This window comes from Phocaeicola faecalis (assembly GCF_021730445.1).
GTDB classification, from domain to species: Bacteria; Bacteroidota; Bacteroidia; order Bacteroidales; family Bacteroidaceae; genus Phocaeicola; species Phocaeicola faecalis.
Genome location: NZ_JADNRM010000015.1, coordinates 89921 through 111337, shown reverse-complemented (window position 1 = coordinate 111337; position 21417 = coordinate 89921). Strand labels below are relative to the sequence as shown.

At 43.7% G+C, this 21417-nt stretch carries 13 protein-coding genes; 5 read left to right on the top strand and 8 right to left on the bottom strand.

Annotated features, from left to right (window positions below; translation table 11 throughout):
* A partial coding sequence (locus IR173_RS13650; protein ID WP_237040145.1) for an ATP-binding protein occupies positions 1-1561 on the bottom strand: 1561 nt, incomplete at its 3' end.
* Between the two features lie 580 nt (positions 1562-2141).
* On the opposite strand from IR173_RS13650, the gene IR173_RS13645 reads away from it, so the two are divergent.
* Positions 2142-2306 carry a hypothetical protein gene (locus IR173_RS13645; RefSeq protein ID WP_237040144.1) on the top strand — a complete coding sequence of 55 codons (165 nt, stop codon included), beginning with the start codon at positions 2142-2144 and terminating at the stop codon, positions 2304-2306.
* 319 nt (positions 2307-2625) lie between these two features.
* On the opposite strand, the gene IR173_RS13640 is transcribed toward IR173_RS13645, so the two are convergent.
* Together IR173_RS13640 and IR173_RS13635 are read right to left on the bottom strand one after the other, a co-directional pair.
* Complete coding sequence (locus IR173_RS13640) at positions 2626-5334, bottom strand: hypothetical protein (protein WP_237040143.1); 2709 nt, start codon at positions 5332-5334, stop codon at positions 2626-2628.
* A gap of 44 nt (positions 5335-5378) precedes the next feature.
* Complete coding sequence (locus tag IR173_RS13635) at positions 5379-5879, bottom strand: helix-turn-helix domain-containing protein (RefSeq protein ID WP_237040142.1); 501 nt, start codon at positions 5877-5879, stop codon at positions 5379-5381.
* A 797-nt stretch (positions 5880-6676) separates the two neighbouring features.
* Here IR173_RS13635 and IR173_RS13630 point away from each other — a divergent pair.
* From IR173_RS13630 to IR173_RS13620, 3 genes are all read left to right on the top strand, one after another.
* Positions 6677-7561, top strand: coding sequence for a hypothetical protein (locus IR173_RS13630; RefSeq protein ID WP_237040141.1), 885 nt, complete (start codon positions 6677-6679; stop codon positions 7559-7561).
* A 244-nt stretch (positions 7562-7805) separates the two neighbouring features.
* Positions 7806-10283, top strand: a complete 2478-nt coding sequence (locus tag IR173_RS13625; protein WP_237040140.1) for a DEAD/DEAH box helicase — start codon at positions 7806-7808, stop codon at positions 10281-10283.
* A 145-nt stretch (positions 10284-10428) separates the two neighbouring features.
* Positions 10429-10701, top strand: a complete 273-nt coding sequence (locus tag IR173_RS13620) for a UPF0158 family protein (RefSeq protein ID WP_237040139.1) — start codon at positions 10429-10431, stop codon at positions 10699-10701.
* 159 nt (positions 10702-10860) lie between these two features.
* Here IR173_RS13620 and IR173_RS13615 read toward each other — a convergent pair whose 3' ends face one another.
* From IR173_RS13615 to IR173_RS13595, 5 genes are all read right to left on the bottom strand, one after another.
* Complete coding sequence (locus tag IR173_RS13615; RefSeq protein WP_237040138.1) at positions 10861-11706, bottom strand: BRO-N domain-containing protein; 846 nt, start codon at positions 11704-11706, stop codon at positions 10861-10863.
* A 17-nt stretch (positions 11707-11723) separates the two neighbouring features.
* Positions 11724-12620 carry a YitT family protein gene (locus IR173_RS13610; protein ID WP_237040137.1) on the bottom strand — a complete coding sequence of 299 codons (897 nt, stop codon included), beginning with the start codon at positions 12618-12620 and terminating at the stop codon, positions 11724-11726.
* Positions 12621-12719: 99 nt separating this feature from the next.
* Complete coding sequence (gene leuS / locus IR173_RS13605) at positions 12720-15554, bottom strand: leucine--tRNA ligase (RefSeq protein ID WP_237040136.1); 2835 nt, start codon at positions 15552-15554, stop codon at positions 12720-12722.
* A 143-nt stretch (positions 15555-15697) separates the two neighbouring features.
* Entirely contained in the window at positions 15698-16306 is a 609-nt protein-coding gene (locus tag IR173_RS13600) for a hypothetical protein (RefSeq protein ID WP_237040135.1), read from the bottom strand.
* 169 nt (positions 16307-16475) lie between these two features.
* On the bottom strand, positions 16476-19712 hold the full coding sequence (locus IR173_RS13595; protein ID WP_237040134.1) for a S41 family peptidase: 3237 nt from the start codon (positions 19710-19712) through the stop codon (positions 16476-16478).
* Between the two features lie 164 nt (positions 19713-19876).
* Here IR173_RS13595 and IR173_RS13590 point away from each other — a divergent pair, with 164 nt between their 5' ends.
* Positions 19877-21409, top strand: a complete 1533-nt coding sequence (locus IR173_RS13590; protein WP_237040133.1) for an arylsulfatase — start codon at positions 19877-19879, stop codon at positions 21407-21409.
* Positions 21410-21417: the final 8 nt, after the last annotated feature.

Here is a 21417-nt window from a genome sequence, read left to right as displayed (position 1 = left end):
TGTCTTTCGGGAGATATTTCAGTTCCAGAATGTAGCTGTGCTCCACCTCCGGATATCGCTGCAGGTCCGGCATGAGGAACATGTCGCAGAAACCGTGGTTCAGCTCCACTTCGGGCATGGTCAGGTAATAGGCATTGATACTCAGGTAGGCGGTGAAGAAACCTTGAATGTTCCTTTCGCCCTCTATGCTGCTGCGTACCGATGAGTTGTCCTTATAAGCATGGGCTATAAAATCAAGGGCCGGACGCCAATCCCCGTCGAAGGCCATATCATTAAAAAGGATTTCCACATCTACCAGATTAATATATTCATGCTTTTGATAATCCTCCAGCAGGTATTCATAATATTGTTTGCGTACATTATTGTTGGGAATCCCCAAAACAACCAAGTTGCCGCGGGTTCCTATAATGGTCAGCATACCGTAATAGAACAGCAGGCTGGGGAAAATCTCGGGCTTGGTGAGTTCGTCGGCAGAGAAAGAGGGAAACAGGTTGGTCAGTATCTTTCCCTCCTCGGTAATCTTCCGGAGCACCCCTTTTCGGTTGCCGTCCAGCCGGTCCAGCTGAATCAGTCTCTTCATCTTGCTGTAGTCCGTCTTGGTATTGGGGTCAATCATCTGCTTGGGAGACTTCCCCAACTGGATGCGGTTACGAAGGTAGTAAAGCACCATGTCGCAATTGAACATCTTGGGCTCACAGTCCAGGCTTTCCTCAGCAAAGCAATAATTGTCGTACCACGGCTTCATCTCCTGAATCATGTCCTCCACATCGCCTTGCAGCTTTCCCGCTTCCTGATAATAGCGGAGCATGGCACGTACGTCCTCTTCCGAAAATCCCAGCATTCCGTTGAAAAACGGACTGGTACTGATACTCCATCCGATATTGAAGCCGCTGGTCAGGTCGTCCAGTGTTACCGGGCTTACTCCAGTCATGAAAATCCGGTCGAACATTCCCTTGTAGTTCTTGAATGCATCCCTATAGAAACCGCTGGCGTGGGTGATGGCATGATAAATCTCATTTCCCTGCTCATTGAGCACCACATTCGTAAAGTTGTCATATTCATCTATTATAAGATAAAGGGGATATCTCAGGCGGCGGGCTTCATCGTCCAGCATGTGCAGTTTGTCAAGCCCTGTCTTAGTAGACAGAAAACGTGCAACAAACTCATCGTCATAATATTCTCGATAACGCATTAAAAGCTCATCCAACTGTACGGCGCTGTAGGCGTCAAACTTCTGGGAAAGCTCGTCTATGCTTCCCCCTATCTTTGAGAAGTCCAGATAGAGCATCTGGTATTTTCCCTGCAGGGGAGTGGGGTTCTTTCCTATCCATAACTCACCGAACAGCTTTTGGAAGTTATTTTTTTGGGAAAGGTCATAATAACTGCGGAGCATATCCAGAAAAAGGCTCTTTCCGAAACGTCGGGGACGGGTAAAAATGAGGTAGTGCGCCTGATTTTCCAATAAGGGCAGATACATCGTCTTGTCCACATAATAGCAGTTCTGTTCCACCACATTCCTGAAGTTTGACATTCCGTAAGGTATGCCTTTTGTTGCTTTCATAATCTATTCTCCTTTTGAGTTTAAAACAACCGATAGACAAAGATAGTTTTTTCAACCGGATATTGGGCAGGAAAAGGAAAATAAAATGTGTAGTCCGTGACAAGTATCGGGTGTAATGCCGGCTCTCGGCTTTTGTCATACAGGTCTTGTCATACAATGACTGAATCCACCAAAACCAACTGTATTTTCTCGCCCTACAAACGGAAAACCGGTCTCTTCCTTCCTCCTTTCATTAGTCGTTGAAACGCCCTGCCGATGGGAGTTCCGGTAGTGAAGGGACATCCCGTCACCACCCTTTCAGCCTCCTTTCATTCGTAAACTTTCTTCTTTCGGTTTTTGAACTTTTTCGATAACGCTTTACGGTAGGGGCGGACCCATGTGTCCGCCCAATAGCGCCAATGGCTTAAAATGAACTGTTCTCAGGCAGACACACGGGTCTGCCCCTACAGAAACCGGTGGGCTAAAAAGAGGAGTACACACACAATTGCTGAAGGCAGGTTGTGAAGGGACTTGGGAAGCGCGGCTGAAGGGAGGATGAGGGGATGTGCTGTCATCTTTAACCGGTTGATAACCAGTGTGTATGAATCAAAATGAAAGGATGAAGGGAGAAGAGGAAATGACCAGCTTAATGAGGGGATACTCCCATCTGCCCCTTCATGAAAAAGATGCCGAGCTTTTTAAAAAAGATGGTGATGTTTTTAAAAAACTTCCCGATGTTTTTAAAAAACTTCCCGATCTTTTTTGAAAACCTCAAGGTCTTTTTGCAGTATGTACGCATTAGACTTCACACATACGGTGACACAAGCCTACATGGACGTACGCATAAGCCTACACGTATATACGCATCGGCCTACACGGACGTACGCATAAGACCATACGTATATATGTCATTGTGACAGGCTCCGTGTACCATCTTTTATGAAAGTTCCAGCACTACAAAAGATTAAATAAAGCGGGGAAAGAGCCGCCCGTTGTCGGATGCGTTTCCTTTCCCCGCTTGGAAGAGTTTGAAATAAGAGGAAGTCTTTACGAACTCCTCTTATTTATGTTAACCTTTCGGCTGATTAGCGCGGATTGACAGTCATCGGCAATTCGATAACATATTCGTGTCCGTACATATCATATACTGTAACCTTCAATGTTGAAGCAACAGCAGCTGTCGGGTTGGTTTCATCAGAAATAGTTGTAGCAGTGAAGCCCTTGATAGCATTATTACCATCTTTAGTAATTTCTACCTCTACCTTGAAGTATTCATCTACTTCCTTATTGGCATTACTTACCAGGTGAGCTTCTTTAATCTTCAAGCTCTTTTCATAAGGTGCACTTAAGAATGCGCTGTACTTACCATCGCGAGAGCTTACACCCTTGATGTACTTAGCAAAGGCGTCGTCACCCAATGTTTCATAGCTGTTAGTACCATAAGTCAAAGTAGTCTTATAAGGTAGCTTATCTGTTGCTTTCAAGCCCAAATCAGTTTGGTCAGCCCATCTCCAAGAGTAAGTCGGAGTTTCATAGTTATAGATACAGTTGAATACTGTCGGGAATGAAGTTGCATCTACTGTACAATCTATAAACTTATCATCCTTCTTTTCAGAAGAGATAGCACCATAGTTATAAACTACTGTTGTAGTATGCTGTTTCTTATTGTCAATATAACCGTTTGCCACAGTCAATTTTTCATCACCTGTTACAACGTTGTCTTTATCCTTATCACCATCTTTAAGAGCTTCAGCAAATGTGATTTCGTAATCTGCTCCGTCTGCTTCACCATAATTGAATACATGGCTCATTGCCATCGTACCATAATTGGTATTAGGATTAGCATTACTTGCAGCCCAAGAATTCGGAACTAAGTAACAGTTGTAAACGCCCTGTGCATCCAGCTGGTTGGTCTTGATAGAGAATCCGGCAGGTAATGTATTCGGCAATACTTTCTGAACCTTGATTGTGCTCTGTGACAAGAATGTACCTTCTTTGTCGAAGAACTTAACAGTACCTTCGTATACCTTGCTGTCTATCATTGTCTGCAAGTTTACAGTTGCATTTAACTGAGCAATTGCAATGTCCTTAATAGCTGTTGCAACTGTCTTACCATCACTCTTCAAGAATTTGAATGTAGCGTTGTTCAATACATTTTGCTTAGATACACTGATATTGATTTCATCCTTAGCATAAACCGCCAAATCAAATTTAGCTGCATTCGTCGGAACTGTGAAGTTTGCCTTACCTGAATAAGCATAAGTAGTCGGAGCATCCACTTTTTCAGTCGGAGTGATTACATAAGAAGCGGTCTGAGCAACGTCTGAACTTCCACCTGCCTTAACCCAAACGACAGTGCTTGAACTGTATCCATTGAAACCGATAGCAGTTACCTTCAAAGGCACAACTACGCCTTTGGCATTAGCACCATTAATTGTAATATTGAATGCGTTTGTTTGGCTTACAGCATCAACACCTGCAAATGTCATACCTTTTAAAGCAGCCTTATCTGTTGTTGTAAGATGAGAGTTGTTATAGTCAACTGCAATATAGCTGGCAAGAACATTTCCACATCCGGAAGCTACATTAATTTGGAATGCTTCGCCGATTGCTACAGGATAACAGTATTCGTCATTGGCAAACTCTTCTCCTGGTCTTGAACCCGGATAATCAGACAAAGCAGCTTTAGTTTCAATAGGAGATTTGATTGTAGACTTTTCTGCTAGATTACAAAGACCTTCGTAATTTCTATATGCCTGAACACCTAAATCGTATGTAGAAGTTACAGTACGGCCTTCTTTGGTAGCGACAATAGCAAAACGTACTTTATAGTTATCAGTACCGCTTATTTCATTACCTTCACTGTCTGTACCATTCCATGTATATTCGTCACCGTTCACAGCTTTTGCGAAAGCTTTCAAATCCACATCTTTCTTCAAACTTGCAGTAACGGCATGCAATCCGGTTCCAGCAGCAGAACGAACTAACAAACCATTATAATCTTTTACCTGTAAGTCCAAATAAGCGTCCAAAGATTCACCTTTAGAATTGATTAAAGAAAGCATTTCAGGTGCCACAGCTGCATTAGCAGGCGCTACAGAAATCAAGAATGTTGTAGATTTGGAGAACAGTTCTTTAGCGTTAAGTGTCAATTCGCCTGACAATCCCTCGCCAAATTTAATAGTTTTCACTTCCTTACCATCTACAGTCCATGAATCAGGCATCTGATTGTAGGCTATATTTATCCAACTATCGTTATAATAAGTATCGTGACCACCTTCATCGCCATAACCACCCTGCAAGCTAATGCTGGTAATCATTTCAGTAGTCAGACCTGTCAACTTTTCAACCTTTTCAGTCAAATCGGTGATGGTTTTTGCAAATTCATCCTTTGCTTCGTTGAATTTGGTGTCGATAGTAGCTTCCAAAGAAGCTTTTACTTTAGCTACTTCATCTTGTGCAGCCTTGATAGCTTCAGCTTTTGCATTGGCTGCATCCAAAGCAGCTTGAGCAGCAGCTTTCTCTGCTTCTGTTGCAGCAGACTCTGCACTGTTTGCTTTTGCCAAAGCTTGTTCAGCTGAAGACTTTGCAGCAGCAGCTTCTGTTTGCGCAGCAGTCAAAGCAGCCTGCAAAGTAGCGATTTGAGAAGTCATGTCTTCTTTGGTCGCCAGTTTGTTAATTTGTTCCTGCAAATTGTCTATGTCGTCGTCATAGTCTTTACAAGACACAAATGTTCCTGTCGAGGTAACCATTAAGGCTCCGAACAGGATTGCACTTAAAAACTTTTTGTTCATAATAGAAAAACTTTAAATTTATAAATTTAAAAAACTAAAATTGGTTATACATATTCTATTGGTTCCGAGAGCTGTGGCACTCTCTGTTCTTGTTTCATATATCTTTTTGGAGAGACGCCTGCTACCTTCTTAAAAGAGGTATAAAATGTACTTCGCGACAGAAACCCGCATCGTTGGGGCAGCTCCTCCAACGGACACTTGCCTGAACGGAGCAGTTCCTTGGCATATTCCACGCGGTATGTGTTCACCAAATCTTTCAGGTGGCAACCGAAGTAGCGGTTCACTACATTGGACAGATAAGTCTGGTTCGTTTCAATCATATCGCTCAACTTATTCAGTGAGAGCTTCGGGTCAAGGAACACCTGGCGCACTTCCAAATAGTATAATACATATTTATATAGCTCACAATCGACTTTCCTTGCCTGCTTCACGTTACGACCTGCAAACTTCTGCTCCCAATAGATATGGGCCGCCCTGAAGAGCAGATTCTTCTGCCTTTCGGAAGTAAAGGTGCGCTTGTCGCGATGTAGGAACAGGTAGTCCATTGTACTCTCTTTTTATCGTCTCTTTTTCAGATAATTACACATTTTTCAAACCCTTAAAAAAGGGTTGCGTTCGGTGCATCTCTTAGTAAGAGATACACCGAACGCACATAACCGCTTTATTATTAATTATTTAAGCCGATAAAAAAGTGTCCTAAAACTTAAGACTAAAGATATTTTTGCACTTGCCTTGTGATTTTTCTTCTCAAAAAGTTTTAATTATCAAAACTTTGTGTAAATTTGCATCGAAAAGTGTATCTCTTACTAAGAGATGCACTTTTTTTCTTCTTTCTTCTAAAACCTTATTTGCCACATTCCCAGATAATTGAAGCTCATCCTTCAGCCGTTTCACTCCCGACTTGCAAGTCTTAACGGATGTCAACATATTATAAAGGGCAAAGTCCGGATATCCTTGAAAAGGCATACTTGTTTCCAAGCAGGAGTTAAGGGTTTTTCAATAAACTTTTTCGGGCAGGCCTTAAAAAAGGAAGTTGGTAAATGTTGCTTTCACACAAATTTCCCATCAACAGGCGGTTTCAACAGTTGTTATGTGTGAAAGGAGATATGCAATAAGCTTTCTACCGGATTAATTTTGCTTTCTTGTGATGGGAGTGAACGGACGAGAATTCTTCATCAAAAAGACCTTGGAGTTTTTCAAAAACACTTCCATCTTTTTTGATAGACCGTTGGCATGTGCTTATTTATATAGATTGTTTTAAGAAAATAACAGTCCGAAATGATTGCCAAGCAATGGATTTTATTAAATTTGCATTTGTGGTATATTTAAAACAGAAGGGCTTATGAAATGGAAACCGGATTTATTTCACCATATACTCCGTATAGGGATGTATTTGCTGCTTTGGGGCATTTCATTGGACATGACTGCTCAAGAGGATGTGAAACACACGGTTCGTGACAGTGTGCGGACAGTGTCCGAAATGCAGGAAGGAAATTCTTTGTCTGCTTCTTCTTTGCACGAAGACTTTGTTGCACCGGATGGAAAGAGTTTGGGCTCTCCCCTGCCCCGACCTTCCAATGCCGATTCTTTACTTCATCTTTCTTTAAAGAAGCCGCATGTTCTTCCTTATTATACGAATCCTTCGCTGATGTTCAGAGGAGATTACAGCACCGGAGGAATCATAAAAGGATTTGAAAATGGAGTGTTTTATGGTTCGGGAGAGCAGACCTCCTTGCCGGGTATCGGGCTGATGAATAAGGCTTCATTGGGATATATGTATCAATTCAATCCCCGATGGAGTGTACAGGTGGGTATCGATGCCATGAAAATGAATATGCCTTTTGCTGTTGGACAGTCTTTCGGCACTTCGGGCGCAGTGATGTATCGGGCTTCAGACCGTGTCGCCTTTAAAGTATTCGGTTCTTATTATAGAGGTCAGACGTATGGTATGGAATCGCACAGCTATGGTGCCAGCATGACGGTGGATATGAGCGAGCGGTTCAGTGTGGAGATGGGAGTGCAGCGCTATTACAATCCTTTGCGTGGAGGCTGGGAAACGGTTCCGGTACTGGTTCCTAGTTATAAGTTCAATAAGTTTAATTTAGGGATAGATGTAGGTGGTTTGATTTATGAGATTTTTCACAAAGTGGTCATTGACAAGAACCGGATGAAGATGGGGAATCCGACTATGGGACCTCCGGCCCATTTCCAGATGCAAGGGAGGTAAACAAGAGGCTTCTTGCTCTTTTAGTATTCCATTTTGTAAGGTGAAGAAATAATTTGGTAACATTTGTTATTCTGATGGCTGAAAGAAGCGGGGATTTATATTCATACAGTGTATCACCTATAAAATATCAAGTTATTTTTTATATTCTTGTAATAGCATGAAATAATTATCGGGTATTTATTTGTGAAGTATCCTATTTAATTAATTTTGTAAATTCATTAATTGAATAAATCTTCTATCTATTATGAATAACAAAACCAAGACAGGCGGTAAAGCTAAAACCGACAAGCAAACTCAGAAAGTCTCTTATTATTATAAGCCGGACAACATGACTTTGGAACAATGGCAAATAGCCTTACGCCGGCAAGTGGCAGCGAAAGAAACATTTACTATTACCGAGCAGGGTATGAAAGACTATCCGGGATATTACACAGTAAAGAATTATGTATCCAGAAATGAATATACTGTGGTTTATCGGGGAGAAGGAAGCGAATGGAATTACTGCTCGTGCATGGATTTCAAAACCAGTCAGTTGGGTACTTGCAAGCACATTGAGGCGGTTAAGTTATGGATAGAAGCACATCATAAGCGCGTTTGCCGGGAAATACCTTCTTATACTTCCATGTATTTGTCCTATAAAGGAGAACGCCAGGTCCGACTCCGTATCGGGACAGACCATGCGGAGGAATTCCGCCAATTGGCTGCTCCTTATTTTACTCCCGCAGGAGTGATCCGCCCCGAGGCCATGGGCAGTATCATGGAATTCTTACGTGAAGCCATCCGGTTGGATAATACGTTCCGATGGTATCCCGATGCATTCAGCTTTATAGTCGAGAAGCGGGATAATCTTTACAGACAGCAGCTGGTGAAGTCTTTGTCTGAAAAGAGTCTGGATACATTGCTCAAAGTCCCTCTTTATCCTTACCAGAAAGAAGGCGTCCGCTTTGCTTTTACTGCCGGGAAATCGATTATAGCCGATGAGATGGGACTTGGAAAAACCATTCAGGCTATAGGAACTGCCGAACTGATGAAAAAGGAAAAGCTGATTTCTTCTGTATTGGTGGTATGTCCCACTTCGTTGAAGTATCAATGGAAAAAGGAGATAGAACGTTTCACGAACTCTGCGGCAGTGGTGGTGGAAGGAAACCCCTTGGTGCGTAAAAAGTTATACAACTCAGATTGTTTTTATAAAATTGTCTCATACAACAGCATGAGCAATGATATAAAACTGCTACGCTCTTTGCGCACGGATTTACTCATAATGGATGAAGTGCAGCGGCTGAAGAATTGGAAGACGCAGATTTCGCAATCGGCACGTCACATCGAGTCGGAATATGCGGTGGTGTTGTCCGGCACACCCTTGGAAAACAAGTTGGAGGAATTGTATTCCATCATGCAGTTTGTGGACCAATTTTGTCTGGGGCCTTATTATCAGTTTATGGACCGCACGGTGGTCACATCGGATACCGGAAAAGTCATTGGATATAAGAACCTGAATGTGATAGGCGAGCAGCTGAAATCCGTGCTGATAAGGCGCAGGAAGCGGGATGTGGCCCTGCAGTTGCCTCAGCGCATGGATAAGATTCTGTTTGTCCCCATGACCGAGGAACAGCGTGGCATTCACGATGAATTTCAGTTGTCCGTGGCCCAATTGGTCCAAAAGTGGACACGCAACCGGTTCCTGAGTGAGACAGACCGCAAGCGGCTGCTGCTTTTTATGAGCCAGATGCGTATGGTGTGCGACAGTACCTACATCCTTGACCAGAAGACCCGGTGCGAAACAAAGATAGAGGAAACCATGAATATTCTTCGCAATGTGTTCGAGGGTGGCGATGAAAAGGTAGTGATTTTCAGCCAATGGGAAAGGATGACAAGACTGGTGGCCGCCGAGTTGGAAAAGTTGGGTGTGAAGTATGAATACCTGCATGGTGGCGTGCCTTCCGAGCAACGGGGACGCTTGACTGAGAGTTTTACCGAGAATCCTGAAAGCCGTGTGTTCATCTCTACGGATGCAGGCAGTACGGGACTGAACTTGCAGGTGGCTTCTATTTTGATTAATCTGGATTTGCCGTGGAATCCTGCCGTCCTGGAACAACGCATAGCCCGTATTTACCGCATCGGACAACAACGCAACATACAAGTTATCAACTTGGTTGCCAGCCAGACCATCGAAGAACGCATGCTGGGCACGCTGAATTTCAAATCATCTCTATTCGGTGGTATTCTGGACAATGGAGAAGATACTATTTTCTTGGAAGACAGCAAGTTGGATAAGATAATGGAGTCTATCAAGGCAATGACCGAGCCGTCTGTGGAGGAAAACGATACAGCGACGAATGTGATATCTGCCGAAGATACGGAAGAGAAGATTGCTGATTCGGCTGCTAAAACATACCGGAATAAGAAAGGAGTGGAAAGGGAGGATGAACCTACTCTGCCATTTGAAGAAGATACCTTTACGGATGACAATATAAAGAAGGAAGAACCGGCAGACATTCAAAGCAAAGAGGATAATCCGCAAGAACTTGTACGCCAAGGTCTGTCTTTCTTCAGCGGTTTGGCCCGCACCTTGCAATCTCCTGAAGCTACCAGGCAATTGGTGGATTCTATTGTAAAGGTGGATGAGAAAACGGGGGAAACTTCAATTCACATTCCTGTTCAGGATAAGGAGAGTGTGGCGAATATATTAGCCATGGTAGGAAAATTATTTGGAGGGAAATAAGATGAAAACCCAGTATGAGGTTTTTATTGATGCTGTGAGTTGTGCTTTGGAAGACCATTCATTTGGCACTAAATGGTACTTTGATTTTGATGAGCAGACCACTTACCGGCTATAGAAGATGTGGGTTGTTATCCGGTAAATGGTCATGGGATTGCCTATAGAACCGATGTCTTCGTGGAAAAGTTTTGATATAATGGAGGATTTTGTCAATGGTGTGGATAATGAAGTGGATTGGGATAAATTGGCGATGGCTTTGAACCAGCGGCATCCTTTTTCTGCATTTAAAGAGATGTTGCATTATATCGGTCAAAGAGAGAAATGGTTTGCTTATAAAGAGAAACGGATGAAAGAAATAGGGCCGATAATGAGGTGGTTTATAAAGACAACCATGCCAGTTGCAACAGCAGCAGTGTATTAAAATATAATATGGAAGAAAGAGAGGATAAAGATAATTTTTAACTTTATGAGATTCTTTGCAAAATACTTATGGATAAGGACAGCTGAAGAATAAATCATCCTACCATTGTTTCATCGTCCTGTTTCCAAATACAGGAACGGTGAAGCCAATGGATAGAACTTATTCCTCTTTTGTTTCTTCTTTCTTGTTCAATAGCATTCCGTTTTTAGCATTGAGAGGTGAAACAACAGCTTTTCCTGTTTCTTGTTCCAGTTTCAAGCGGGCTTCCAATGCAACCTGTCCCCCACGTTGGGCAACATCTGCGTGTTCTTCAAAAGAATCAGGATTGCGCGCTTCGGATATTTCCTTGGTGGATAGTTCGGCAAGCATATTCAATACCAGTTCCTTATTCGTCATGTTGTCGCGCAGATTCTCTTTCTTCAAGCCTTTGAACTGTTTGTATTCTTTGGCGGTTTTGCCTGCCCATGTCTGATAAATAATATCGGTCAAAGTAGCAAACTGCACGCCTTCTTCCAAACCACAGCGCTTCCATTCGTCTGTCAAATCCTTGCGGATTTCAATGCTTTTCAAACGTTGGTTAATCCAGTTATCGGAATAGCCTAAACGTTTATAATCCATCAGGGCTTGATTGATGGACAACTCCGGGTCTTGCAGTTGGTCCAAACGTTCACGGGCTATTTGAGCAATCCATAATTTGAAAGGCTCGGCCTTGGGAGAGGGAATGGACTGGATAAGACGGAAAAGTTGCTCAGTATCAGCTACATCAGTAAGACGCATCTTACCATCCGAGGCTTTCATTTTCAACTGGTGACAATTTGTCACCGTTTCATTTCCTTCTTCTTTTAGACGTTGTTTTAACTTGTTCCAGTATTTTCTGGGGTCAACACTTTCCGTCAAAGCGGCAATTACATCGATGATGGAAAAATACCATGTTTCGGTTTCATCGTCCCAAACAGTACGTACCTTTTTCTCTTCGAAGATTTTAATGGCATTTTTCTGTGTCATCGTTCTTTGTCTTTTAGTTACTTTATTTTTAGTTTATCGAATCCTTCACCATACACTCCCACCACATTGCTTTGTGATATAAATGCATTGGGGTCAATATCTTTCACCAATCGGAATATATCCAGTGATTGGCTTTTCTTTGCCAAGACCACTACGACCTTGATTCCTTGTTTGCTATACCATCCGGTACCATCCAGTAAAGTTACTCCACGGTCTATTTGCTTGGTGATGCCTTCGGCTATTTCATCGTGTTTTCGCGAGAAAATGAGGAATTGAACAGATTGGCGGGTACTGTTTATCACATAATCGATAACAATGCTCATGATAAAAAGTACGCAGAAGCCAAATAATACGCGTTTCCAGTCATGGAAAATAAAATAACAGGAAGAGATAATGACGATGTCACAATACATCATCATACGTCCTAACGTTACATCCTTATATTTGTTGATAATCCAGGCGATGATATCTGTTCCTCCCGTGCTTCCGTTGTTACAGAATACGATACCGATGCCGAATCCTAACAATCCTGCACCTACTACGCAAGCCATAAATTCTTGCCCCGGACCTAATAATTGTGGAAGTTCACCATTGGGACCTTTTAACAATACTTGGAAGAACCATAACAGGAAAGTCAGCATGAAAATGGCGTAGATGGTTTTAAGACTGAATTTAGGTCCTAATATTTTCAGCGCGAATCCTAAGAACACAGCATTGATGACAAAGTAAGAGACTTGGATTTCAATGCCTGTAGCATAATAGATAATGGCAGCAATACCTGTTACTCCACCTGTCGTAATTTGATAAGGTAATAAAAAAGCTGCCCATCCCAGTGCATAGCATATCAGCCCGAAGGTAATGGCTAAATAGTCTTTTACCTCTCTGCCGAGTTTTATTTTTAATATTTTGTCCATGTGATAATGAGGATTGGTTTTAGTGTGAAGTAGGAAGGTGTGTCAAAAGCAATTTTTGTTATCGTATTGCTTTTGACACACTGTAAAATACAGTAGCGATTATAATACAATGTTTACAATCTTCTTCGGAACGATAATTACCTTCTTCGGAGTCTTGCCTTCAATCCATTTCTGTGCCTGTTCGTCTGCCATAACAGTTGCCTGAATGGTATCGTTGTCAGCATCGGCTGGGAACTCCATAGTGAAACGTGCCTTACCATTGAACGAGATGGTATATTTCACGCTATCCTCTTTCAAGTAATCTTCATTGAATGCAGGCCACTGTGCATCGCATACGCTGGTGGTGTTGCCCAAAGCTTCCCAAAGTTCTTCAGCGAAGTGGGGGGCAAACGGAGCCAACAAGATGATGAGGTTGCTCAATATTGCCTTGTTGCGGCATTTTAATGAAGACAGTTCGTTTACACAAATCATGAATGCACTGATAGAGGTGTTGTAGGAGAAAGTTTCAATATCTCCGGTTACCTTTTTAATCAGCTTATGAATAGCTTTCAACTCTTCTTTAGTCGGTTCACTTTCTACAGGCAAGAACTCGTCGGTGCGGCTATAGAACAGATTCCACAGTTTCTTCAAGAAACGGTGAACACCGTCAATACCATTGGTATCCCAAGGCTTGGACTGTTCCACCGGGCCGAGGAACATTTCGTACATACGCAAAGTGTCGGCACCATATTTCTCGACAATCATATCGGGATTAACCACGTTGTACATGGATTTACTCATCTTCTCTACCGCCCATCCGCAGATGTACTTTCCATCTTCGAGGATAAACTCTGCATCGTTGTATTCGGGGCGCCATGCCTTGAATGCTTCGGTATCCAGAATGTCATTTGAAACAATGTTCACATCCACATGCAGCGGAGTCGTTTCATACTGGTCTTTCAGGTTCAGTGATACAAAGGTATTGGTATCTTTGATACGATATACAAAGTTGCTTCGTCCCTGAATCATTCCTTGGTTCACCAACTTCTGGAACGGTTCTTCCTTGATGCTTATACCCAGATCGTGCAGGAACTTGTTCCAGAAACGAGAGTAAATCAAGTGGCCGGTAGCGTGCTCGGTACCTCCCACATAAAGGTCTACATTCTGCCAGTAGTGGTCTGCCTTTTCCGATACCAAAGCCTGATTGTTGTGCGGGTCCATATAGCGCAGATAGTATGCGGATGAACCGGCAAAGCCCGGCATGGTATTCAGTTCCAGCGGGAATACATTTACATGGTCAATCAAAGCGTTTTCCACTACTTCGCCCTTTTCTACATCCCAAGCCCACTTGGTAGCATGTCCCAAGGGAGGTTCGCCTGTCTCGGTCGGCAGGAACTTGGCGACTTCGGGAAGTTCGAGCGGCAATTTAGAGGAATCAATCATGTAAGGCATACCGTCTTTGTAATATACGGGGAACGGTTCGCCCCAGTAACGCTGGCGTGAGAAGATGGCGTCGCGAAGACGATAATTCACTTTCACACGTCCCAGATTATGAGCTTTTACATATTCTTTAGTTGCGGCGATAGCTTCTTTGATAGTCAGACCGTTCAAAGAAAGATCGCAGTAAGGAGTGACATCCTGACGGGGTGAGTTGCAAACAATACCTTCTTTGGCATCGAAACTTTCTTCGCTTACATCACAACCTTCCACCAACGGAACGATGGGCAGATTGAAATGCTTGGCAAAAGCATAGTCACGGCTGTCGTGGGCAGGAACCGCCATGATAGCGCCTGTACCATAACCTGCCAGTACATAATCACTAATCCATACGGGAACGGCATCGCCTGTAAACGGATTGATGGCATACGAACCGCTGAATACACCGGTCACACGGCGGTCGGCGATACGTTCACGTTCGGTACGTTTCTTGGTGCGGTCCAGATAAGCGTCCACTTCCTCTTTTTGTTCGGGAGTGGTAAGCTGTGCCACCAATTCACTTTCGGGAGCCAGAACCATGAAGGTTACACCGAACATGGTATCTGCGCGGGTGGTAAAGATGGTGAATTCGATATCACTGTCTTTCACCTTGAACTGTACTTCCGTACCTTCCGAACGGCCTATCCAGTTGCGTTGTGTTTCTTTCAGAGAGTCTGTCCAGTCCACATTGTCCAGTCCTTCGAGCAAACGTTGAGCGTATGCCGAAACGCGCAAGCACCACTGGCGCATCTTTTTCTGTACCACGGGGAAACCGCCACGTTCCGAAACTCCGTCCACCACTTCATCATTGGCAAGGACAGTTCCCAGTTGCGGGCACCAGTTTACCATTGTTTCGCCCAAGTAAGCGATGCGGTAGTTCATCAGGATTTCCTGTTGTTCCTTTTCGCTCTTGGCGTTCCATTCTTCGGCAGTAAAGCTGAGTTCTTCGCTGCAAGCTACATCCAGTCCTTCGGTTCCTTTTTGTGCGAAGTGCTCTATCAGTTTGCTGATGGGCTGTGCCGATGAACACGCATTGCAATAGAAACTATTGAACATCTGCTGGAAGGCCCATTGAGTCCAATGATAATAGCCCGGTTCGCAAGTGCGGACTTCACGGTCCCAGTCAAAGCAGAAACCGATTTTATCCAACTGTTCGCGGTAGCGGTTGATATTGTTGACGGTAGTGATGGCGGGGTGCTGTCCGGTCTGGATAGCATATTGTTCGGCAGGAAGTCCGTAAGCATCGTAACCCATCGGGTTGAGGACGTTAAATCCCTGCAAGCGTTTGTAACGTGCATAAATATCGCTGGCGATATATCCCAGCGGATGTCCCACGTGCAATCCTGCCCCTGATGGATAAGGGAACATATTGAGCACGTAGAATTTCTTTTTCGATTCGTCTTCAGTCACCTGATAGGTGTGGTTTTCCACCCATCGCTGCTGCCATTTCTTCTCAATCTCTCTGAAATTGTATTCCATGATTTATTTTTGTTATTTAATATCTTTGTTATTAAGCGGTTGCAAAGATAATGAAAGTCGGGGAGATAACAGAAATAACAGGCGAAGAAAATACATTCGGACAGACATGGGGCACTTCCTGCGATGGGCGGGAGTACGGTTCTTTATAGACTACTGCTGTCCGTTACTCTTTTGTAAGTGACAGTGATAGGAGTATATATCCATTTGCGGGTAGAAAAATCAAAGAAGCGTGCCGTCATTGAAACCACAAAATTATCTTTGTCCGTTCTTTCCAATCGTTCCACCACTCCCAAACGGACAGCACTGGGAGTAATGAGTTTCAAATCGACGCGGGAGTTATCCGTGAGCGTGTATTCATAGTCACTCAAGTCGTGGTCGTAAAGACTCAAAAAAGGTTCATCGCTTCCTTCATTGCTTATTTTTTGCAAAGGAAGTTTTAATAGAAGCAGGGGATAATCCGGTTGGTCATGAAATGCGGGCCTGACTTCTGCATAGTTTGACCATTCGTCGAAATGATAGAATGGGATTGCTTCTTGATTTGATGTGTTTTTGGACGAATAAACCGGGGCGGCTATTTCTTCGTAAAGATCGAAAGATTGTATTCCGTCATTGTTCAGATCGAGGGGATTCTCTGATTGCATGGAAGTAATTTTATACATACCTCCAAAATCGTTGTAGATGGCATTATTATCATCGTTTTGGCAAGAACTGAGTGCAAGTGCTGCCAAGAATAAATAAGAGTAGCGTTTCATGTTGTGTTAGTTTTAGTTTTTAGTGATTATTGAGTTCAAAGATAGTGATAACGATAACATCTTCAAATATTTAGCCGAAGAAAGTGAATGAATTGACGTTTGTTGGATAAAATTAAAAAAATATATCGGATGACCAAAGTCGGACACCCGATATATTTTGAATGATTTATTATAATCCCAAATCCTTGAATGTTCTCGGAGCCGGAACTTTAGGTAATGGTTTGCGGTCTTTCAGCTCTTGCATAATGACCTCTATGGCTTTATTCAGTTGCTGGTCCTCTCCCATTTGTTCTTTCACCGGATCATTGTCAATCAGGATATCAGGGTCTACACCGTGATTTTCCACAATCCACTGACCGGTCTTGGCGTCGAAGTTGGTAAAGAACGGAACACGTACGTCCGTATCGTCCATATAAGGCAGCGGGCCGCTGATTCCGACAATGCCGCCCCAGGTACGGGTACCGATTACTTTACCGATTTTGTTTGCTTTGAAACTCCAAGGGAACAAGTCACCGTCCGAAGCCGAATATTTATTGATGAGCAATACCTTCGGGCCTACTAACGTGGCATCGGGAATGGTTCCGACTTTGGTAGACGTGCGGCTCATGGTCAGACGGTAAGGCTGGCGAAGCAAGCGTTCGATAATCATAGGTGAGACATTGCCGCCGCCATTGGCACGGTCGTCGATGATGAGTGCTTCCTTGTCCAACTGAGGATAGAAGTAACGGGCAAATTCGTTCAGTCCGTCAGGACCCATATCGGGGATATAGATATAACCTACACGTCCGTTGGTGGCTTCTTCCACTTTCTTGATATTGTTTTGTACCCAATTGTAGTGGTACAATGGATATTCATTGTCAATCGGGCTGACCACTACTTTGCGCGCACCTTTGGCAGAGGCAGTGCTGTTGATGCTTAATTCGGTCAGTACACCTGCTTTGCCTGTCAGTAGACTGTAGATATTGTCTACGGTGGTAGTCGGGATACCGTCGACAGCAGTGATGTAATCACCTTCTTTTACGCCGAGGCCCGGTTCGGTAAGCGGGGAACGGAGCTTTTGGCTGTAAACAGCTCCCGGTAAAATCTTCTCGATACGGTAGAATCCACTCTTGTCGCGACTCAATTCTGCACCCAGCAAACCCATCTTGATGCGTTCGGGCCCTTTGATTTCTCCCGGATTCACGTAAGCATGTCCACAGGCTAATTCGGCAATCATCTCACCGATAATGTAATTGAGGTCTAACCGGGTTTTAGCATAAGGAAGCAGGGCGGCATATTTTGTTTTAATGGCTTTCCAGTCTACTCCGTGCATATTCTCCAGATAGAAACCATCACGGAAGGCACGCCAGGTCTCGTCAAAGATTTGTGCCCATTCTTGTGGATAGTCTATCGGGGCAATCATATTGTCCAGATTTACCTTCTTGTCTAAAGCGGCTTTGCTGCAAGGGAAATCGCATACATACAGGTCGCCGCCTTTGTAGAATATTGCTTTTTTATTGCTTTCGGCTACGCTCATGTTAGCTCCTTCGGCCACGGTTTCTTCTTTCTGTTCCGCCAGGTCGAATACTTTGGTATTTCCTGAGTTGGAGTACCATACTTTCTTTCCGTCAGAATAAAGCTGGTAATAATAGCCTGCCGGAAGAGGAAGTTTGAGCAAGCGTCCGGGCAATCCTTCAGCATCAATGGTTACGCCGGTTGCTTTGTCGTCCGCTTTATTGTCTTTGGCTGCGGATTTGCTTTCGGGGGTGTTGTCTTCGATGCTTATTTTTTCGTCCGATGGCAGGAAAGGCGACGGGGTGTCTTTAGACAATAAAGCGATATATACTCCGCCCATGCGGTTGTAAGCATGATTCCACTCCGTTTGGCTGTAGATGGGATTGAAATCGCGTTCGGAAGTAAAGATAAGGTATTTGCCGTCGGTACTGAAATGTGGAGATGAAGAGTTGTACCATTTCTCTGTTACGGGATATTCTTTGCCCGAGGTGAGATGGTATACATACACCACATCCATATTGTTCTTGCCCGGTTTGGTATAAGTAATCCATTGGCTGTCGGGTGAGTAATTGACTGAGTAAAACTCTCCTTCGGGGTTTTGCATGACAGTCTTCTTGGATTTTGAAGTTATATCCACTTCTACGATACGGTTTTTGCGGTCGGTGTAGAGCACCTTTTTGCTGTTCGGGCTCCACATCAGTTGGCGAATGTAGGTATCATTGTTTTTGGTCAGTTGAATAGCTTCTCCGCCTTCGGAGGGTTGCAGCCAGATTTCGGTTTCTCCGGTTCGGTCGCTGATATAGGCAATGTATTTTCCGTCCGGGCTCCAGGCGGCATCGCGTTCATTGGCTCCCGGAGTACGGGTGATGTTGCGGGTCACACCTTTGTCTGCCGGAACATCAAACACTTCGCCGCGGGCAGTTATCGCTACTCGGTGTCCGTCGGCAGAAAGACTGGCTGCGGTCAGGTTGCCTGCCACTTTCTTCATTTCTTTGCGGGCAAGGATATTATCTGATTTTAGAGTAATGGATATTTTTTCGGTCCGGCGTGTCTTCGGGTCGAGTTTATAGAGGTATCCTCCGTTTTCATATACAATGATTTCACCGTTCGAACTGGGGAATTTGACATCGTAGTCTGTATAATTGGTTACTTTCTCTGTCTGTTTCGTTTGGGTATTGTAGACAAAGATATTCATGGTCATGTCACGGTCGGAGATAAAGAAAATTTCGTCGCCTATCCACATGGGGACAATATCTTGCGCTACATTATTAGTAATGTTTTCCACTTTTTTGCTTGCAGGATTGTAAATCCAGATATCGTCTGCCATTCCGCCACGATAGTATTTCCAGTTACGGAACTCACGCATCACACGGTTGTAAGCCAGTTTCTTGCCATCGGGAGAGTAAGAACAGAATCCGCCTTCGGGTAATGGAATGAGTTGGGACATACCTCCTTCTTTGGATATTGTCCAGAGCTTTCCGTCGAATCCGTCGCTGATACGGTTACGATAGACAATGTTCTTACCGTCGGGGCTCCACGTCATTACGATATTGTTCGGACCCATACGGTCACCCAAATCGTCACGACTGTTAGTAGCGGTGTAAGTCAGTCGGGTGGGTTCTCCACCATCGGCAGACATCAGATACACTTCCGTGTTTCCGTCATATTGTCCGGTGAAGGCGATTGATTTGCCATCGGGCGAGAAACGGGCAAACATTTCATAGCCGATATGGGAAGTGAGACGTTGTGCCTCTCCACCTTTCAGGGGAGCTTTGTACAAATCGCCTGCATAGGAGAACACGACTTCCTGTCCGTTTGTAGCAGGAAAGCGTAATAATCTGGCCTCATCGGTAGCATGTCCGACAGCGGCACTCCCTGCCAGTAACAGGGTGAATAATAGTTTTTTATTCATTTTACTTGCTGTTTGTAATATTGTTGCTTATAGGAGCAAAGTTAAGACTATTTTTTTATTCATGTTCTTTGTTGTCTAAAATATAATTCATAAATTGCATTGTTTATCAATAATATTAGTTGCTTTTGTATACCTTTGCGTATAACCTTTAATAGATATATAGAATGAACAAAAAACTTTTATGGCTGGGCAGTGGACTTGCCCTTACTTCGTTGGGTGCTTATGCACAAAAGAGTCATGACGTGAAGCCAAATATCATATACATTATGTGTGATGATATGGGATATGGCGACTTGGGCTGTTACGGCCAATCATATATCAGTACTCCTAATATTGATAATATGGCCAAAGAGGGCATGCGCTTTACTCAGGCTTATTCAGGAAGTCCGGTAAGTGCCCCTTCCCGTGCTTCGTTTATGACAGGACAGCATACCGGTCACTGTGAAGTGCGTGGAAATAAAGAGTATTGGCGTGACGCTCCCATCGTGATGTATGGTAATAACAAAGAATATTCAGTGGTGGGGCAGCATCCTTATGACCCCGAACACATAATCATCCCTGAGATAATGAAAGATAACGGTTATACCACCGGTATGTTCGGTAAGTGGGCAGGAGGCTATGAAGGTTCCGTTTCTACTCCCGACAAACGGGGTATCGACGAGTTTTATGGTTTTATATGTCAGTTCCAGGCCCATCTTTACTATCCGAACTTCTTAAACCGTTATAGCAAATCAATGGGCGACACAGCTGTGGTGCGTGTGATAATGGATGAAAATATCAAATATCCCATGTACGGCAAAGAATACTATAAACGTCCGCAATATTCTGCCGATATGATTCATCAGGAAGCCATGAAGTGGCTTGATAAGCAAGACGGCAAACAACCGTTCTTCGGTGTATTTACTTATACATTGCCTCATGCGGAATTAGTTCAACCTGAGGATTCTATCCTGGAAGGATATCAGAAGAAGTTCTTCCATGACAAGACATGGGGAGGTTCGGAAGGTTCGCGTTACAATGCTTCTGTCCATACGCATGCACAGTTTGCCGGTATGATTACCCGTCTGGATTATTATGTGGGCGAAGTGCTGAAGAAACTGAAAGAAAAAGGAATGGATGAAAATACATTGGTTATCTTTACCAGTGATAATGGCCCTCACGAGGAAGGTGGTGCAGATCCTACATTCTTTGGACGTGACGGTAAGTTGCGCGGTTTGAAGCGTCAATGCTACGAAGGCGGTATCCGTATTCCGTTTATTGTTCGTTGGCCGGGTAAAGTGGAAGCCGGACAAGTCAATGACCATCAGTTTGCATTTTATGATTTGATGCCGACATTCTGTGATGTGGCAGGTGTGAAGAACTACGTGAAGAAATATACCAATAAAAAGAAAAAAGGTACTGATTATTTCGATGGAATTTCTATTTATCCAACGTTGACCGGACAGGAAGGACAAAAGCAACACGATTTCCTTTATTGGGAATTTGACGAAACCGACCAGATAGGTGTACGCATGGGTGATTGGAAGATGGTAGTGAAGAGTGGCAAACCGTTCCTTTATAATCTTGCCGAGGATATTCACGAAGACCATGATGTAGCAGCCGAACATCCTGAAATTGTAAAACAGATGAAAGAAGTAATCAAGTCACAGCATATACCGAATCCTAACTTCTCGGTTACTTTGCCCGACTTTAATTAATATCAGTA

Coding starts and splice junctions, on each gene's coding strand:
- IR173_RS13645 (WP_237040144.1), top strand. CDS start 2,142: ATGAATCAAAATGAAAGGATGAAGGGAGAAGAGGAAATGACCAGCTTA.
- IR173_RS13640 (WP_237040143.1), bottom strand. CDS start 5,334: ATGAACAAAAAGTTTTTAAGTGCAATCCTGTTCGGAGCCTTAATGGTT.
- IR173_RS13635 (WP_237040142.1), bottom strand. CDS start 5,879: ATGGACTACCTGTTCCTACATCGCGACAAGCGCACCTTTACTTCCGAA.
- IR173_RS13630 (WP_237040141.1), top strand. CDS start 6,677: ATGAAATGGAAACCGGATTTATTTCACCATATACTCCGTATAGGGATG.
- IR173_RS13625 (WP_237040140.1), top strand. CDS start 7,806: ATGAATAACAAAACCAAGACAGGCGGTAAAGCTAAAACCGACAAGCAA.
- IR173_RS13620 (WP_237040139.1), top strand. CDS start 10,429: ATGGGATTGCCTATAGAACCGATGTCTTCGTGGAAAAGTTTTGATATA.
- IR173_RS13615 (WP_237040138.1), bottom strand. CDS start 11,706: ATGACACAGAAAAATGCCATTAAAATCTTCGAAGAGAAAAAGGTACGT.
- IR173_RS13610 (WP_237040137.1), bottom strand. CDS start 12,620: ATGGACAAAATATTAAAAATAAAACTCGGCAGAGAGGTAAAAGACTAT.
- leuS (WP_237040136.1), bottom strand. CDS start 15,554: ATGGAATACAATTTCAGAGAGATTGAGAAGAAATGGCAGCAGCGATGG.
- IR173_RS13600 (WP_237040135.1), bottom strand. CDS start 16,306: ATGAAACGCTACTCTTATTTATTCTTGGCAGCACTTGCACTCAGTTCT.
- IR173_RS13595 (WP_237040134.1), bottom strand. CDS start 19,712: ATGAATAAAAAACTATTATTCACCCTGTTACTGGCAGGGAGTGCCGCT.
- IR173_RS13590 (WP_237040133.1), top strand. CDS start 19,877: ATGAACAAAAAACTTTTATGGCTGGGCAGTGGACTTGCCCTTACTTCG.